The sequence below is a fragment of the Ureibacillus sp. FSL K6-0786 genome (assembly GCF_037965165.1).
In the GTDB taxonomy this organism is placed as follows: domain Bacteria; phylum Bacillota; class Bacilli; order Bacillales_A; family Planococcaceae; genus Ureibacillus; species Ureibacillus thermosphaericus.
In genome coordinates this window covers 849,418-866,585 of sequence record NZ_CP150191.1, presented here as the reverse complement: position 1 = coordinate 866,585, position 17,168 = coordinate 849,418, and the positions used below count along the sequence as shown (strand labels likewise).

At 34.9% G+C, this 17,168-nt stretch carries 14 protein-coding genes; 10 read left to right on the top strand and 4 right to left on the bottom strand.

Features of this window, described 5'->3' with window-relative positions; translation table 11 throughout:
- Positions 1-13 precede the first annotated feature (13 nt).
- From NSQ18_RS04260 to NSQ18_RS04245, 4 genes are all read left to right on the top strand, one after another.
- Positions 14-949, top strand: a complete 936-nt coding sequence (locus tag NSQ18_RS04260; RefSeq protein WP_339289110.1) for a polysaccharide pyruvyl transferase family protein — start codon at positions 14-16, stop codon at positions 947-949.
- Positions 946-2,046: a glycosyltransferase gene (locus tag NSQ18_RS04255; protein ID WP_168412342.1), complete on the top strand. Its 1,101-nt coding sequence runs from the start codon at positions 946-948 to the stop codon at positions 2,044-2,046. Before NSQ18_RS04260 ends, NSQ18_RS04255 begins: the two co-directional genes overlap by 4 nt.
- Entirely contained in the window at positions 2,043-3,578 is a 1,536-nt protein-coding gene (locus NSQ18_RS04250) for a lipid II flippase MurJ (protein ID WP_096550409.1), read from the top strand. Before NSQ18_RS04255 ends, NSQ18_RS04250 begins: the two co-directional genes overlap by 4 nt.
- A gap of 674 nt (positions 3,579-4,252) precedes the next feature.
- A complete protein-coding gene (locus tag NSQ18_RS04245; RefSeq protein ID WP_339289108.1) occupies positions 4,253-4,825 on the top strand; it encodes a TetR/AcrR family transcriptional regulator in 573 nt (190 codons plus the stop codon).
- A gap of 185 nt (positions 4,826-5,010) precedes the next feature.
- Here the strand turns inward: NSQ18_RS04245 and NSQ18_RS04240 are convergent, their stop codons facing one another.
- Together NSQ18_RS04240 and brnQ are read right to left on the bottom strand one after the other, a co-directional pair.
- On the bottom strand, positions 5,011-6,450 hold the full coding sequence (locus tag NSQ18_RS04240) for a S41 family peptidase (RefSeq protein WP_168412341.1): 1,440 nt from the start codon (positions 6,448-6,450) through the stop codon (positions 5,011-5,013).
- A gap of 479 nt (positions 6,451-6,929) precedes the next feature.
- The gene (gene brnQ / locus NSQ18_RS04235; RefSeq protein ID WP_016837962.1) at positions 6,930-8,264 is read right to left on the bottom strand and encodes a branched-chain amino acid transport system II carrier protein; all 1,335 of its coding nucleotides are present in this window, start codon (positions 8,262-8,264) and stop codon (positions 6,930-6,932) included.
- A 230-nt stretch (positions 8,265-8,494) separates the two neighbouring features.
- Here brnQ and NSQ18_RS04230 point away from each other — a divergent pair, with 230 nt between their 5' ends.
- From NSQ18_RS04230 to NSQ18_RS04215, 4 genes are all read left to right on the top strand, one after another.
- The gene (locus NSQ18_RS04230; protein ID WP_016837963.1) at positions 8,495-9,430 is read left to right on the top strand and encodes a C40 family peptidase; all 936 of its coding nucleotides are present in this window, start codon (positions 8,495-8,497) and stop codon (positions 9,428-9,430) included.
- Between the two features lie 282 nt (positions 9,431-9,712).
- Positions 9,713-10,255 carry a C40 family peptidase gene (locus NSQ18_RS04225; protein ID WP_016837964.1) on the top strand — a complete coding sequence of 181 codons (543 nt, stop codon included), beginning with the start codon at positions 9,713-9,715 and terminating at the stop codon, positions 10,253-10,255.
- A 172-nt stretch (positions 10,256-10,427) separates the two neighbouring features.
- Positions 10,428-11,474 (top strand): YHYH domain-containing protein, encoded by a 1,047-nt coding sequence (locus NSQ18_RS04220; RefSeq protein ID WP_339289105.1) that lies wholly within the window; start codon positions 10,428-10,430, stop codon positions 11,472-11,474.
- Between the two features lie 13 nt (positions 11,475-11,487).
- A complete protein-coding gene (locus NSQ18_RS04215; protein ID WP_339289103.1) occupies positions 11,488-11,688 on the top strand; it encodes a hypothetical protein in 201 nt (66 codons plus the stop codon).
- 125 nt (positions 11,689-11,813) lie between these two features.
- Here the strand turns inward: NSQ18_RS04215 and NSQ18_RS04210 are convergent, their stop codons facing one another.
- Together NSQ18_RS04210 and secA2 are read right to left on the bottom strand one after the other, a co-directional pair.
- Entirely contained in the window at positions 11,814-12,710 is an 897-nt protein-coding gene (locus NSQ18_RS04210) for an accessory Sec system S-layer assembly protein (RefSeq protein ID WP_016837965.1), read from the bottom strand.
- Entirely contained in the window at positions 12,710-15,070 is a 2,361-nt protein-coding gene (secA2, locus tag NSQ18_RS04205; RefSeq protein ID WP_339289101.1) for an accessory Sec system translocase SecA2, read from the bottom strand. Before secA2 ends, NSQ18_RS04210 begins: the two co-directional genes overlap by 1 nt.
- Positions 15,071-15,350: 280 nt before the next feature.
- Between secA2 and NSQ18_RS04200 the strand changes: the two genes are divergently transcribed.
- Together NSQ18_RS04200 and NSQ18_RS04195 are read left to right on the top strand one after the other, a co-directional pair.
- Positions 15,351-16,415: an MraY family glycosyltransferase gene (locus NSQ18_RS04200; RefSeq protein WP_096550420.1), complete on the top strand. Its 1,065-nt coding sequence runs from the start codon at positions 15,351-15,353 to the stop codon at positions 16,413-16,415.
- A 553-nt stretch (positions 16,416-16,968) separates the two neighbouring features.
- Entirely contained in the window at positions 16,969-17,091 is a 123-nt protein-coding gene (locus tag NSQ18_RS04195; RefSeq protein ID WP_339289100.1) for a hypothetical protein, read from the top strand.
- The last annotated feature ends 77 nt before the right edge of the window (positions 17,092-17,168 follow it).

Below are 17,168 nucleotides of genomic sequence, written 5' to 3'. Positions count from 1 at the left end.
TTATGCGACGGTAGTGACTACATATCAATCGAATAAAAAATATGTTTCTCAATTTGATTTACTCATTATTGGTGGCGGCGGGATTTTAATGGATTTTTATCGCCGTGAAGCTCACCTATATAGCACATATGCACTGATGGCAAAGCATGCGAAAGTCCCATATATCGTTTACGGCTGTGGTGCTGGTCCTCTCGATACCATTACCGGTCGCCTAATGATTCGATTAATGTGTAAACATGCCTTCAATATTTCAGTGAGAGATCCAGAATCAAAAGACCTATTAGAAAAAATAGGTGTCAAAAAAGAAATTAAAGTGATTGGTGATCCTGCCTTTACTTTATACAGTCCAAAAGATAGCTATTCTAACGAGCCAAAGGAAGTCGCCGTATCTTGTGTTCCAATGTATAACGCGAACTATTGGCCATTTGGTGACGTCGACAAATATGAAAGTTACACTACTGGAATGGCTAAAAATTTAGATCATTTAATCGAAAAGGAACATGTCAATATTACCTTTTTCGCTACGAAATATCCTCAAGATGTCTATGTGACGAAGGATATTCAAAAGAAAATGAAGCATCAATCGAAGACAAAAATTATTGATGAGAATTTAAAACCGATGAAATTAATTGATGTGGTGAGTAAATACGATGCAGTCATCGGTACACGTTTGCACTCCTTAATTATTGCAACATGTTCTGCAACGCCAGTGATTGCGATTTCTTATCATCCAAAAGTAACCAATTTTATGAGATTAACAGGAAACGAAAAAAGATGTCTTACGATTGAAGATATTCAAAAGGATGAAATGATTATATCCCGTTCCTTTAGCGTTATTCGAGAAAATTGGAAAGAAGTTGTGAGTGAAACGAAAAAAATTGCTGCAAAGGCATATGAAGAGGCGAGTAAAGGCAAAGAATTGATGATGAAGGCAGTGAAGGACAAATGAAAAAAGTATTTGTAATTAGCAATATGTATCCTTCAAAAGAACATCTCTCGTTTGGTATTTTCGTAAAAAATCAAGTGGAAGCACTGCGAAATTCGAATATTGATGTAATTGTCGCAGCAAATGATAATCCAAAGACAGGTAAGAAAAATACCATATTGAAATATAGTAAGTGGGCAAAAGAGGTTCTTTCGAAAGCTTTAAAATATAAAAAGGAAATTTCCATTACGCATGCTCATTACGTTTTTCCATCCGGTGTTTTTTCATTCATGATGAAGAAAATGTTCAATATTCCGTATGTGGTGACTGCCCATGGTGGCGATATTGAACGGATGGCGAAGAAAAGTGCCAGCATTCGCAATTGGACAGAAAAGATTTTACAAGAAAGCAGCTATGTAATTGCCGTTGGTCCAGTGTTAGCAGATCAAATTGAAAAGGATTATGGGATTCCTCGTGATCGAATTCTAGTTTGCAGTATGGGTGTGAATAGGCAACAATTCAAACCTGGAAATAAAGAAATAGTAAGAAAAGAATTAAATCTAGATGATGATGCCTTTATCTATTTATTTGTTGGGAATGTCATTAAGCAAAAAGGTGTAGAAGAGCTGTTAATTGCTTTCCAGCAAGTGAAAAAAGAGGCGAATCGAAAAGTAAAGCTTGTGATCATTGGTTCTCAACGAGATAGAAGTTTTGTGAATAGTCTATCGCCATTAATGGATGATGACGTGCTAATGTATGGACCAATGAAACAAAACGAGCTTGTGAAATGGTATCAAGCGAGCGATGTGTTTGTATTACCTTCGCATTTAGAAGGCTTCGGTTTAGTGGCTTTAGAAGCAATAGCTAGCGGAACGCCTGTCATTGCATCGGATGTTGGAGGTTTAACTTATTTATTAAAAGATGGTGCTGGGCATTTAGTAGAGCCAAAAAATCCGAAAGCGCTGGCTGATGAAATGTTCAATGCTCTAACGACACCAAAAGAACAGTATACCAATCAAGAGGCATGTGATGAGATTTTGCATATTCATGATGCTGATGAAATTACGAAACGTGTCATTAGGCTATATGAATCTGCGGTGAACGGAGGTTCTAGCCTATGAATAAATTTTTAAAAATCGTTGGAGCGGTAGCTATCATTAATATAGCAGCCCGCATCTTCGGGTTTTTCCGGGAAATGGCCGTTGGGTACCAGTACGGATTTTCCTATGCAGCGGACAGTATTTTTACCGCTTATATGGTGCCGAACTTTTTATATTTAGTAGTCGGCGGTGCTTTTACGACAGCTGTGATTTCTCTATATAATAGGAAAACGACGAACCAATCGGAATTTGTGAAACAGTCCTTCACGATTGTGTTAACCTCTGGAATCGTCATGACAGCGGTATTACTCCTATTTACCGACCCAATTATTAAAATGTTATTTGAGAATAATGAAGACATTGCACCTGATGCAATTGAATTAACGAAGCATTTATTTTACTGGATGATGCCTTCATCAATTTTCTTAATTCTCGCATCGTATTATAGCGGTTTACTAAATGTTCATAATAAATTTCATTTATCCAGTTTTTCGATTTTAATATATAATGTGGCGTTTTTAGTTATTGCAGTCGCATTATCTTTTGTGATTGGTCCAATCGCTTACGGTATAAGTGCTTTTGCCAGTTCCATCATTATGATTTACTTCTTAATTGTAGGTTATCGCAAGCTGGATTCTTCACATCCAATCGGAATCTCATTTAAACGAGATGCGACGACAAAAGACTTATGGATAATGGTTGTACCCATCATGATTGGTGGTGGAACAATTCAGATTTATGCCATGTTGCAACGTTTCTTTGCTCAGCTTTTAGGGTTTGGAGAAAGTGCGATTTCCGTTGTAAACTATGCTTCCCGTTTAACACAGTTTCCACAAACGATTTTAATTACAGCGGTGACGACGGTAATCTACCCAATATTAAGCCGCAAAGAAGCAGAAGATGATCATGAATCCATTAAAAGTTTATATAGCAGAGGGTTACGTTATTTAGTATTGTTGATGATTCCTGTATCCATATTTGCATATTTCTACGCGGAAAATATTATTCAAGTGATTTTTGAGTACGGAAATTTTACTAAAGAAGGAACTAAATTAACGACACCAGTAATGCAAATTTTCGTGTTATCTATGTTCTTCTTAGCTGCGAATACGTATATTACTCGTTTCTATTATGCAAAAGGAGACTCGATCGCTCCTGTTATTTTCAGCATCGTCAATGTATTCATCGTGAATATTGCGGTGATGTATTTACTTGCTGATTCAACAGGAGTTAATTCTATCGCTTGGGGTACGTTAATCAGTTCAGTTGTCAATACAGTGTTGCTAATTATCTATGCACACTTTAGATATGGATTGAAGATAGGTAATGGAAAACTAAAGGATTCCTTCAAACTATCCATACCGCTTATTTTAATCGGTTGTATCACGTATTTATCGAGCAAATATCTCGTTTTTGATTATAAGTGGGTTACATTTATTACAGGATTGGTTATTTTCAGTGTAAGTACGATTGGTCTATTCATGCTGTTTAGAATAAAAGAAGTTGAGGACTATATTAACGGAATCAAAAAGAAGTATTTTAGCAATAAGTAATTAAATTAATTAGATTCAATCTTAAAGTTAAATCACAGGTTATAATGCTCAGTGAATTAATTGGATAATGGATAAGAAGTGGAATTTACTAACTTTATCGGGATTGTTTAAGATTCAACAATTCCCGATGGGTTATAGTAAATTCCACTTTTTTATTAATGGTGACATATTAATACGGTAGCCTACTATTTGCTATTGTAGGATAAATGAAATTTGCTAACATTAATTGTCGAAATTTAAGTTATATTAAGATATTATTAGTAAGTAATTAAATGGAAGAATAAGAAATTTAATGTTTTATTATTGATATAGGTATAAAATATTAAAATACATTTAATACATAATGCCTAATGTATTATGATAATAATACTAGATTATTTTTGCATTATTTTTTAAACATAGTTTGATTTTATCTACTTTTATGATTGAAAATTGTATTATTATGATAAATATCTTCAATTTAAAGTATTTCCATTTTATAATGAACTTGATTTAATAATAAAATGAAATGCCTCTTACGAAAAGTTCGAAACGTTATATTACTAAAACACTTTTTGCGTAGTGGAAATATTGTCAACAAACGACTTTTTTCTTAAAAGAATATAATTCCGTAAGAGCCGATTTCATTCTTACACAACACTCAACACACCGTTTTTGGAATGGGGGTAGTCCAGTTGCCGAGGGGTCGAAAAGTCAACTCTAGTGGAGAAAAAAGTAAAAAATTACTTCAAGAAAAGGCGATAGAATTATTTTCACAATTTGGGTATCATGAAACTAAAATTAGCGATATCGTAAAGGCTGCTAATTTAACACAACCTACATTCTATCTTTATTTTGAAAATAAAGAATCACTATATAATGATTTGATATTACAATTTAGAAATGAATTTTTAGAAAATGTAAATCGTATCAATGTGGGGAATGAAGATAATTTCATCGAAAAATTACAAACAAACTTTACAGTTCTTTTTAAATTCTTCGCCAGTAATCCACACCTGACAAAAATCGGTTTCTACCAAACAGAAGAGTCGGAGGAATTAAAAAACATCTTTTCACAAATTCTTGAGGAAAAATTAAAAGAACGAGTAGAATTTTCGGATCATGATATTCGTATTTTTATAAACAGTATTGTTGGTGCTATTGAGCGGCTTACACTAACGATGTTGTTTACAAAAGAAAAAGAGCCGGAGCAATTAGCTTCCGAACTCATTAATATTTATTTTGCTAAAGAATTAATATGTAGATAAAGATAAATTACATGATGGACCTTAATAGAAAAGTTCTGCCAATACTAGATTGCTTCATCAATTGGAATCCTTAAAAAAGTTTAACTTTTTAAGGATTATTTTTTTTGGTTCCTTAAATAAACATAAAAAATGAGCCATTATTTATTTTCCGCTCCAATAAATATGACTCATTTTAGATGTTCCTTTTAAAATTCTTTTTTTACTGTTATGTGCAAGTAAGCACCTTTTTTCAGTTGATGATTTTGATTGTCTTTTAATGTTGGATGAATGAGAAGCATATATTCTCCACCTTCATTCAACGGTTTTTTCGGTGTCACAATTAATTGATTCCCATCCGTTAATATATTAACATCTACTTTATTCCCACCTAATTCAACTAATTCAACATCCTTTTCATTTATAGCACCTAATGGACGATTTAATGTGATATTAAATGTTTTCGTCGTCGGAACATCTAATAATGCTTTCAACTCTTTATAGTTTACTAGATTTTCTGCAATTGCATCGAAGTGTGCTTGATAAATAGGATTTGAATTTGTGTTAATATGTGGCATTATTCCCTGATCGCGAATGACTGTTCCTTTTGGGCCGAAAAATTCTCCTATTGTTAATTTTAAATAACTGCCATCTGATAATTGATAAAACCCTTGCATCGTGCCTTTTCCATAAGTTTTTTCACCATAAACAACAGCAGCGTCATAATCCGATAAAGCAGCGACTGTCATTTCAGAAGCGCTTGCACTATAACGATTGACAAGTACTTTCGTATTACTATCAAAAATTGGTTGCACAAAATAAGGTAAGTTTACCAACAGAGTACCGTCTGGCTCTAATAGATATTTATAATGATCTCGATCGTAATATAAATAATATTGTGTATTGCCTTCCTGATATTTGACTTTGTATGCAAACATTGCGTTTTTAAATAAAGCGATTAATTCTTCGGCAGATTCTACATAACCGCCGCCATTATTTTGCAAATCGAGAATAAAGGAAGTTGCACCTTTTTGGGTTAATTTTTCATATTCCTTTTTGACAAGGTCAGCAGCATCTTCAGAAAATGATTGAAGCTGTATGTAGCCAATATTTCCGTATAGAATTTGACTCGTGGTATTTGGTATTGAGAAAGCTTTACGTGTCAATTGCTTTACAACGGTTGTACCATTTTCTTTTAAAATTTCAAGCTTTACCGTTGTATTTTCTTTTCCTAAAAGTAATGACTGGCCTTCCTCAACTGATTTTCCTTTAAGGGATATTGAATTGACTTTTGTAATGATGTCTCCAACTACTAACCCTTGTTCGTAAGCACTTCCATTTTCTAATACGTCCGTAATTAACAATCCGTTTTCATGTTTTTGAATCACAACCCCAATACCGATTTGCTTCATATCAACGCTTTTGATAAAGCTTTCATATTGTTCAGGGGTATAATAGTTGGAGTATGGATCAAGCATTTCCATTATTTCATTGATGGTATTCGCTTGATCGATATTTCCATTTATTTCGCCCACATATTCACTTTTGACAATCTCTTTTATTTCTTGCAATGTTGTTGCAGCTTGTACATTGAATGGCATTGCAAGAAATAGAAAAATCATAGAGATTATTGGAAACCATTTTTTCATATAGCACACCCCTTCTTTCTAGATATATCCATTATAGCAATTGACTTTTCGTAATAGAATTGAATTTTAATACGTTTGTAAAATTTTGATAGAGTCTGGTTGTTTCTTGGTGAGTGAGAAGGATAATGAGGAAATAGATTGAGATGCCCTTCCCAAGAGAAACGAAATATAAATAATTTAACATCGTAGATTATGTAAATCTTTAGTGGAGAAAAGACAGAAATTGAGGATTTTATATGTATATGAAAGAATAGAATAGTTTGTCTTCTTTAATACACCATATGTACATTGAAGTGTAATTAAAACGAAAAGTTCGTTGTTTTTGAAATATTTTTGTAACAATAAATTGGGTGTCTAGAAAGCCTAAAACTTTCTAAACACCCTTATTCTTTCAATATCTTGATTTTTACTAAATTTTTGCTTCTGCGGTAGTCTCACCGCAAAGGATTTATCTAAATATGAATTTTCAGACAGTTTAATTATTTAGCATGTTTTGCAGATTTAGTAATTAAATGAATCCCCCAACCAATCACTAATCCAACTATTGCAGGAAGTAACCATCCGAGACTTTGACTGTGTAATGGTAATGAACTTACAATATTTGCATACCAATTAATTTCAAATCCTGCCCCTTGAATTCCATCGTATAAGCTTACAAAAGCAGTGGCAATTAGAGCAAGACTGTAAACGATTGGTGCTCGGTTCCAAGCTTTATCGAACATCACCATAAACATGAGTACGATTGCAATAGGGTAAATAAATAATAAAACTGGTAAAGTAATCGCGATTAATTTCGCTAATCCAAAGTTGGAAATGAAGAATGAAAATACTGTAAAAATCACAACTAATAATTTATAAGATGCTTTTGGGAAGATTTTAGCGAAATATGTGGCATTCGCTGTAATTAATCCCACAGAAGTAGTGATACAAGCAAGAATGATGACTAATGATAAAATGATGCTTCCTCCACTACCGTACAATGCTTTGGATGCAGCAGAGATAACGCTACCACCTTCATTAAAATAGCCTATGGCTGATGGACTTGATGCTCCAATCCATGATAAAGAAACGTAAACAAATGCTAATCCAATGGCTGCTATAATTCCTGCAAAAATTGTAATGGTTACTTGTTTAGTACGATCTATGATTCCTTTTGCTTGAATGGATTGCACGACAACGATTCCGAATACAAGGGAAGCGAGCACGTCCATTGTTAAGTAACCTTCAACAAATCCTTTTGAAAAGGCTTTTGTAATATAATCTCCATTTGCTTCTTGAAGAGCACCCAATGGAGTAATCACACTTTTTAGTGCAAGCAACAGAATGACAATCAACAATGCTGGTGTTAATATTTTACCAATACGGTCAACTAATTTTGTTGGGTTTAATGCTAAATATAAACTAATAGCAAAATAAATAAATGAACTTATAAATAATGGTACCCAGCTATCAGCTTGTGCATCAGATAAGTACGGAGCAATACCGATTTCATATGTAACTGCTCCTGTACGAGGAATGGCAAAAAGCGGTCCGATTGATAAATAAACCACTGATGTAAAAATTACACCAAACCAAGGGTGAATACGACTAGCTACTTCTTGCAAATCCCCGCCATTCTTTGCAACAGCTACGATACCTAGAAGTGGTAACCCCACTCCAGTTATAAGGAAACCAATCATTGCAGGTACGATGTTTTCTCCTGCCTGTTGCCCTAATAGTGGCGGAAAGATAATATTACCAGCTCCTAAAAATAGAGCAAATAACATAAATCCCACAGCTAAATTGTTTTTTACAAGATCTCCTAAGTTTTTCATAGTTGCATTTTCTCCTTTATTTTCGAATAGCGGAAAATTTCTAAAAATAATAAATAATTAGAACGGTAACAATGTCGAATTATATCATCTATCGTCGAAAAAGACAAATAATATTTTTGGATATTTTAAGAATTCCTTACTTAATGTTTAATTATTTCTAAAAAATTATTAGTTTTTATCCGAAATATTAAGTATGATATAGTTAATCTTTTTATAAGGAGGGAGATAGGGTGTACCGGCGAAAAAAGTCGATTGTATTAATAAGTGCGGGTTTGTTGGCAAGTTGTATTTTCGCCCAAAGTGCTTATGCATCTACTGAGAGTGGTAAAAGCAGCGGCGAAAAAACACTTGAACATTTTAACATAAAAAACAACGTTTTACCTAATAATTTTTCGAATATCGACCGTTCTAAGACGAGAAAAGAAACTTTATCTAAAGCTAGAATGACAAAATTAAATATTCCAGATCGACAACTTGCTTCTCAAATTACATATAAAGTGGTTAAAGGTGATACTTTAACAAAAATTTCCAAAAAATTCAATGTGACTGTTGAAGACATTATGAATTGGAATCAGTTAAGTTCTGCTGATGTGATATATGCTGGTCAAATATTGACAATTTATTCATCCTCTCAATCTCCAAATCATGAGGAGCAGGGAGACTTACCTAACCAAAATATCGAGAATGAAGTGAAGAATCCCCCGCATGATGAATTGTTAGTTGATGAAGTAATTAAAAAACAGTTAGAAAAAGAACAGATGATTGATAAGGATCCTTCAGAAAAAGGACAAGCTATATATAACAAAGTGTTGGAAATTGCTAATGCTCAACTAGGTGTACCTTATCTATTTGGGGGAAATACACCAGAAGGATTTGATTGTTCTGGGTTTGTACGGTACGTTTTTGTTAATGCAGGGTTGGATATTCAGCGAAAAAGCAGTGAAGACTATTTTAACCAAGATACGACTGTAGTAAAAAACCCAGTTCCTGGCGACGTGATTTTCTTTAAAAATACGTACAAAACAGGCATATCTCATATGGGGATATATTTAGGGGACGGAAAATTCATCCATGCAGGAGACAATGGAGTAGAAGTATCGAACGTTAATTATGACTATTGGAAGAAACATTTCGTGACATATAAACGGTTTAAAGGAATTAATTGACAATTTTATCGTGTTTTTAAAAAGGGTATTTCTTCTATCAAAGTAGAAAAATACCCTTTTAATATTATAGAAAAATTCAAGTTACAAATATTACGCAATAATAGAGGATTTCTTAGATTCTCTTTTGATATATTCGTAAAATAGATTTACAAATTCATTACAGTAAGAAGCTTTAATGCCTCGGTTAACAAGTTTTATACAGCCGATATCGTGAATGTTTGATGTAATGTGAATGTAAATGAACTGTAATGTTACTACAAACCCTCACATGTTACACTTTTTATGATTGAATTTTCTGACTACTTCACGATGGAGGGTACTATCATTTTCCAAAAGAATATTCGAAAATTGCTTTTGGCAACTGTGGCTGGTGTAGTCATTTGTTTTTCTCCTATAGCAGTTGGTGCAACGGAAAAGGATTCAACAGATTTTACTTCAACGGAATTGCGGGAGACTGCAATTAAATATTTAGGGATAAGATATTTGTATGGAGGAACGTCAACAAGCGGCTTTGACTGTTCAGGATTTGTCAGAAAAGTATTTAGTGATTTAGGGATAGAATTGCCCCGTACCGCAAAGGAAATGTATGAGATTGGGGAGCCAGTGAAGATTGGTGAAATTCGGCCAGGAGATTTATTGTTCTATAATACATCAGGGTTAGGAATCTCCCATGTTGCAATTTATTATGGTGATGGTAAAATGATACATGCTCAAACAGGAGAAGGGGTAAGTTTATCGAACTTCTTTGATCAATACTACTGGTATGACCGTTTCGTAGGGGCTAAGCGTGTGGCGGATGTGGAGTTGATTTCTGAGGGAAATTAAAATTTTATAGATATATTATTTTGGGAAAATAAAAAGCAGAGGGGAACCTATTTTTGTGGGTTTCCCTTTTTAATTGTCTGTAAATAACTACTCCTAAATTTAGAAATATTTTACTATAATATAAGAATATAGGTGGTCATAAAGTTTTATAAGGAGGAAGTGTAAAGGAGAAATGCAATTAGCGAAGAAATTAACTGCTTTTACAGTGCTAGCAATTATTTTATTTTCTTCTATAACTGCTTATGCACACCCAGGTAGAACTGATAGCAATGGTGGACATACCTGTAGAACAAACTGCGAAAAATGGGGATTACAGTATGGAGAATACCATTATCATAATGGTGGAGGCAGTTCAGGAAGTGGTTCTAGAGGAAATTCATCGAAATCTACTACTGTCCAACAAAGTGGACCTTCTCCAGAAGAAATAGCAGCAAGGGATAAATCAAAAGGCGAATCAGAAGGATATAAAACTGGATTTCAAGATGGTTACGCTGGAAAAGAGAGAATGCCAATTGCAACAGGTAGTGTTCCTTACGTAGAGGGATACGAATTGGGATATTTGAAAGGATATGAAGAAGGGAAAAGCAAGTTAGATAATGAAAAACAAATCGCCAATGAAGAAGGATATAAATTAGGAAGCACTTCAGATGTATTGATAATTCCAGAACAATATAAAGAAAATTTAGTAGTAAAACAAGCTTTTGAAGAAGGCTTTAATAAGGCTAGAAAAGAAGTTTTGGAAGCGAAGAAAAAAGAATATGAACAAATCGGTTATGAACATGGCCTGAATAATATGAAAGAAAAACCAAAAGATTTAGAGGGAGAACTATTAGAAGTTTATGAAAGTGCTTATGAAAAAGGACGCAAAGAATTAAAAGAAAAATATGTTTCCCTAGGATATCAAGCAGCGTTTACAATGATTGAGTACCAAGACCCTGAATTAGAAGATGCTGAATTGGTCGAGTGGTATAAAGAAGGCTTCTATAATAATAAAGAAGTAGAAAAGATTAAAGATTTGGCATTTGAAATGGGAGTCAATGGAGAAGATTATAAATTGCCAGAGGAATATAAAAATGCGGAAAAGGTTTTTAAACATTATTATGACTTAGGAGTGAAAGAAAGAAAAGATAATATGGCAGCAACGACAACAGTTGCTAGTCTAGGAATTTTTGGCTGGTTGGCTAGACGTTTTTATATAGCTAGAAAAATGGTGAAATAGGGAGGAAAGATTGGTGGGATTCTATCAAAAACTCTGTTATTCCGTAGAAGATTTATTTGTAAAATTATTAACAAGGAATAAAGATAAAAACGAAATCTCAGAAAAAGTTTATCAATATAGAAAAGCAATGGAATTAAAACGTCAAATAAGAAAGAAAAGTTATAAAAAACCTTTAGAAGTTCAAAATAAAATTTTAGAAAAAGAGATAAATTGAAGAAAAGCAAAAGAGCGAAACAAAACCTATTAAAAAATTTAACCTGTGTAAAAATGTTATTAGCTGTAAGATATAATACAATACAAAAAACGCGTAGAAGCATGATTGCTCTACGCGTTACTTTTTTATTGTGGTACGACAGCTTTCCAGCGAGATAAATCTGCACCTTCTGCATCCACTAATTCAGGTGGGAAGACAAATGTCCACGGTTTCGTTGTACGAGCTTTAACAGTTAAAGGAGGATCTATTGTAAATGATCCTTTTGCAATTTTTTTACCGTTCGCGTCAATTATTTCTAATGGTAATTGTTCAACATTGATTGCACGATCATTTCCATTTCGAATGAAGATGGATACAGATAAGCTCTTATCATCACGTAAATTTGCTTGTAAACCTGTAATATTCACTTCATTATGGCCTAGTTCTGGCAATTTACTTACAACTTTTGCAAGCAACTCTTGTTGTTCGATTGGAAGTTGCTTTTTCCAAGATTCATCTAAATCTAGCGTATGTTCTTTTAATGTGTTCAAGTTAAAGGCAATTTTCCAACCTTCGCCAGGAAGTTCATCTGTTTCGATATATTGCTTCTCGAAAACGAATACCCAAGGTCTGCAACTTTCAGGAGGAAGTGTACCCAATTCTTTAAAATCAAATATTTTTCCAGCTAAGCGTTTATTGTTTTTATCTAATATAAGCAGTCCAATTTCCCCTAATTCAATATTGTGGGGAATTGATGATCGGAAGAACGCACGCACGTACCAAGTTCCTGTTTTTTTATCTTCATCGATATCAATGGCAGCAAGAGACAATTGATTTGGACGTAACGGTACTAATTGATTTGCTAAAAAGCTGAACACGTATTTTTGTTCTTGCGGTACTTTCCAATCCGGATGAAGTGATAGTTTTGTTTTCACTAATTTTTTTTCGGATGATTCTTCAATTCCTTCAATTAAATTACTTGAGTCGATTGCACTGTCTGTTCCAACTTTATCGGTTTTCTTAAAAAAATCAAAAAGCCCCATTATTCATTTTCCTCCTCTTTTCGGCGAATGTTCATAAATTTCACCAATTCTGAAACGATTTGGACGCGAAGTTCTTGGAAGTTCTTACCGAATAACTTGAGTCCTTCTCGCTGGTAGATTCGCATTGGATCTTCACCTTGATAGCTGCGTAAGCCGATGCCTTCTTTTAAATATGTCATTTGTGCTAAGTGATTTACCCACATGCGATCAATGAAGCCGAGCATTACTTGTTGTGAAATGCTTAGCACTCTTTCATTGTTCTCGAAGGATTGGATAAATTCTTTTAATTGCAAGTAACCAGGTTCTACTTGGTCAAAAATGTGATTGACTTTTACTACTGTACGGTCTAATGTGACTTTCTCTAAGTAGAAGGAGTTTAATGTATTTTCTATTGCATCAAAATTCCATTCTTCTTGGCCAATTTCTTCATCAGCATTATCACGAACAGCAAAGTCGATTGCATCAAAGAGCATTTTTTGAATGATTTCGATAATGTCTTCTTCGTGTAGAACTTTATCTCTTAAAGTATACAATATTTTTCGTTGATCATTGATGACGTCGTCTAATTTTAAGTTGTATTCACGCAATGCAAAGTGAGCGCCTTCAACAATCCGCTGTGTACGGTCAATTAATTCTTGTACATCTTTGTTTTGAATTTGCTTTTTCTCATCAACGACCATTTTTTTCTTGAATTTTTCAACGTCTTCTTTAGCGAAACGTCGGAACATATCGTCTTCCAATGAGACGATGAAGCGGGTTTCACCAGGATCTCCTTGTCGACCGGAGCGCCCGCGAAGCTGATTATCAATACGACGGCTTTCATGCTTTTCTGTTCCGATTACATAAAGACCGCCAAGCTCTGGAACACCTTCTCCGAGTTTAATGTCAGTACCGCGACCCGCCATGTTTGTTGCGACCGTAATTCGCCCTTTTTGTCCTGCTTGAGAGATTAATTCCACTTCTTGTTCAACTGTTTTCGCATTGAGTAGTTGGTATTCTAGTCCATATTTATCTAGATATTTTGCCACTTCTTCTGATTGTAGAATAGAAGTGGTTCCGATTAGTATTGGTTGTCCTTTTTCTTGGCGTCGTTTTGCTTCTTGTGCTACGTATTCGTATTTTGCATCCCGCGTTTCGAAAACGATGTCTGGTTGATCAATACGAATGACTGGACGGTTTGTTGGAATTTGAACAACTCGCATGTTGTATACTTCAATGAATTCTTTTTCTTGCGTTTTTGCAGTTCCAGTCATTCCGGCAAGTTTAGGGTACATACGGAAGTAGTTTTGGACGGTAATTTGAGCTTGTGCTTTATTTTCGGCAGTAATCGTGACGCCTTCTTTTGCTTCAATGGCTTGGTGTAAACCGTCTGATAAAGAACGTCCTTCAAGGATTCGGCCAGTAAACATGTCGACTAGCTCAATTTTATCATCTTTCACAATGTAGTCCACGTCGCGTTCGAACATCACGTGGGCACGTACCGCTTGAATGACGTAGTGGTACAATACTTGATGATCTAAATCATATAAATTATCTACGCCGAAAGCTTCTTCAACTTTGTCGATTCCTTGATCTGTAAGAGAAGTAGCTTTTGTTTCTTCATCGAATTCATAATCTTCATCTTTTTTGAAGGTTTTTGCAAGCATGGCAGCAATACGGTGCAGTTCTTCTTGAGAAGGAGTTTTTCCAGCAATGATAAGTGGAGTTTTTGCTTCATCAATTAGAACAGAGTCTACCTCATCAATGATGGCAAAATGGTATGGCCGCTGCACTTTATCTTCCACATTACGAGCCATGTTGTCACGTAAATAGTCAAAGCCAAATTCCGTACCGACACCGTAAGTAATGTCTGCATTGTAAGCTTTTTTCTTTTGCTCTAAATCCATCATTGGCAAGTTCAAACCAACTTTTAAGCCAAGGAATTTGTGAATTTGACCAATTAATTCGAAGTCCCGTTTTGCCAAGTAATCATTGACAGTGATAACGTGAACCCCTTTTCCTTCGAGGGCTCTCACATAAGAAGGAAGAGAAGCAACTAAAGTTTTCCCTTCACCAGTAGGCATTTCAGCAATATTTCCTTCTGTTAGAACGAGACCACCAATTAATTGAACGTCAAAATGTCGCATGTTGAGGACGCGTTTTGATGCTTCTCGAACGACAGCAAAGGCATCAGGTATGATATTTGTTAAATCTTCACCATTTGCAAGGCGTTCTTTAAATTTTACAGTCATATTTTTAAGCTCATCATCAGACATCGATGAGTATGTAGCTTCGAGTTGATTAATTTTTTCTACTATTTTATAGTAATGTTTTAATTCTCGTTTACTTGTTCTTTCCTTATTTTTGAAAATTGAGAACATTTTTTTACGCTCCTTTTGTGGTCTAAATAAATATAGACACCTTTGTTATTCTATCAAACTTTTGAATGTATGACTACTTCAATCACGGGGAAAATAAGTATGAAGATATTGTAATCATTAGTATTTCCAATATTGTCTTTTTATAGTAATTTGATTGATGATTCATTTTTATTGGATATTTAATTACATTTTAAAGGAAAGACTAGGTTTTCTTATTTATTCATGCTATAATATCTTAGGTTTAATAATAAATGGAATTCTTTTTCTAAGGAGGATAGACATGGTTTACGTGTCTTTAGCAGTGGCGCTAGTCGCGTCCATCATACTGACTCCGATTGTTAGACGATTAGCGTTTCGCATAGGTGCTGTGGACGCACCGAATTATCGGAAAGTGCATCAAAAAATAATGCCACGTCTAGGTGGTTTAGCTATATTTTTATCCTTTTTAATAGGACTAGCGATACTAAGACCGGAAAGTCCTCGATATGAAAGTTCATTAATGCCTTTATCGATTGTATTAGGTGCTTTGGTAATTGTTATTACTGGTATTTTAGACGATAAATATCAAATAAGTGCAAAGGCAAAAATGTTAGGGCAAATTGTTGCCGCTTCCATTGTTATTTTTATGGGCGGTGTGCAAATTGACTTCATTAACTTGCCTTTTGATAACGGTATTTTAAATTTTGGATTATTGAGTATTCCGTTAACACTATTGTGGATTGTTGGAATTACGAATGCGGTAAATTTAATTGACGGTTTAGATGGACTAGCAGCAGGCGTGTCAACGATTGCATTAATTACTCTTGCAACGATGGCCTATATTATGGGCAATGGATTTGTACTTGCCGTTGCTGCAATATTAGCATGTAGTACGATTGGATTTTTATTCTTTAACTTTCATCCGGCAAAAATTTTTATGGGCGATACGGGTGCACTGTTTTTAGGATTTATGATTGCTGTGCTTTCATTGTTAGGTTTTAAAAACTTAACGTTAGTATCATTCATTATCCCAGTTATTTTGTTAGGTGTGCCGATTTCAGATACATTCTTTGCAATCGTGCGTCGCGTACGCAATAAGCAAAAATGGTCGGATCCAGATAAATCTCACTTGCACCATTGTTTAATGAAAATGGGATTCTCTCATCGACAAACGGTATTGATTATCTATGGAATTGCAGTAATGTTTGGAATTGCATCTATCATATTCTCTATGGCAAAACTTTGGGGAGCAATTCTTCTTATCACTGTTATTTTAGTTGCCATTGAATTGTTTGTAGAAGTAATAGGTCTTGCGGGCAAAAACTACCGACCGCTCATTAATTTAGTGAAGATGTTAAGTAAGTAATTGAGTTTTCATATTGGGAAGTTTTTTTGCAATTGGATAAATGTGATGAGCTACTGCTTCTAAGAAGTAGTGGCTTTTATTTTATGTTTGGAGGAATTGATTTGCTTGTGGTTTCTTTTAAACAAATTTGAGGTTATCTGCACATATTTGAAGTTGCATTTGAACAAGTTGAGCGGATGTATGCCAAAGCTTGGAGCATTAGCTGCCCGAGTTGGGGAGCTAAACGCACGAGCTTAGGTGTTATATGCACGAGTTGGGGAGCCAAACGCACGAGCTTAGGTGTTATATGCACAAGATGAGGAGTTATACACACGAGCTGGAGTGCTATCTGCACGAGTTAGGAGCTAAACGCACGAGCTTAGGTGTTATATGCACGAGTTGGGGAGCCAAACGCACGAGCTTGGGTGTTGAGTGCACAAGATGAGGAGTTATACACACGAGCTGGAGTGCTATCTGCACGAGTTAGGAGCTAAACGCACGAGCTGGGGAGCTAAACGCACGAGCTTAGGTGTTATATGCACGAGCTTAGGAGTTAAACGCACGAGCTGAGGTGTTGTATGCACAAGATGAGGAGTTATACACACGAGCTGGAGTGCTATCTGCACGAGCTGGGGAGCTAAACGCACGAGCTGGAGTGACATCTACACAAGATGGGAAACTAAACGCACGAGCTTAGGTGTTATATGCACGAGTTGGGGAGCTAAACGCACGAGCTTAGGTGTTATATGCACGAGCTGGGGAGCTAAACGCACG

What these genes read in the sequence shown, in the direction of transcription:
- NSQ18_RS04200 (WP_096550420.1), top strand. Translation starts at nt 15,351, where the DNA reads ATGGTTTACGTGTCTTTAGCAGTGGCGCTAGTCGCGTCCATCATACTG.
- NSQ18_RS04220 (WP_339289105.1), top strand. Translation starts at nt 10,428, where the DNA reads ATGCAATTAGCGAAGAAATTAACTGCTTTTACAGTGCTAGCAATTATT.
- NSQ18_RS04210 (WP_016837965.1), bottom strand. Translation starts at nt 12,710, where the DNA reads ATGGGGCTTTTTGATTTTTTTAAGAAAACCGATAAAGTTGGAACAGAC.
- NSQ18_RS04250 (WP_096550409.1), top strand. Translation starts at nt 2,043, where the DNA reads ATGAATAAATTTTTAAAAATCGTTGGAGCGGTAGCTATCATTAATATA.
- NSQ18_RS04255 (WP_168412342.1), top strand. Translation starts at nt 946, where the DNA reads ATGAAAAAAGTATTTGTAATTAGCAATATGTATCCTTCAAAAGAACAT.
- NSQ18_RS04225 (WP_016837964.1), top strand. Translation starts at nt 9,713, where the DNA reads ATGATTGAATTTTCTGACTACTTCACGATGGAGGGTACTATCATTTTC.
- secA2 (WP_339289101.1), bottom strand. Translation starts at nt 15,070, where the DNA reads ATGTTCTCAATTTTCAAAAATAAGGAAAGAACAAGTAAACGAGAATTA.
- NSQ18_RS04240 (WP_168412341.1), bottom strand. Translation starts at nt 6,450, where the DNA reads ATGAAAAAATGGTTTCCAATAATCTCTATGATTTTTCTATTTCTTGCA.
- brnQ (WP_016837962.1), bottom strand. Translation starts at nt 8,264, where the DNA reads ATGAAAAACTTAGGAGATCTTGTAAAAAACAATTTAGCTGTGGGATTT.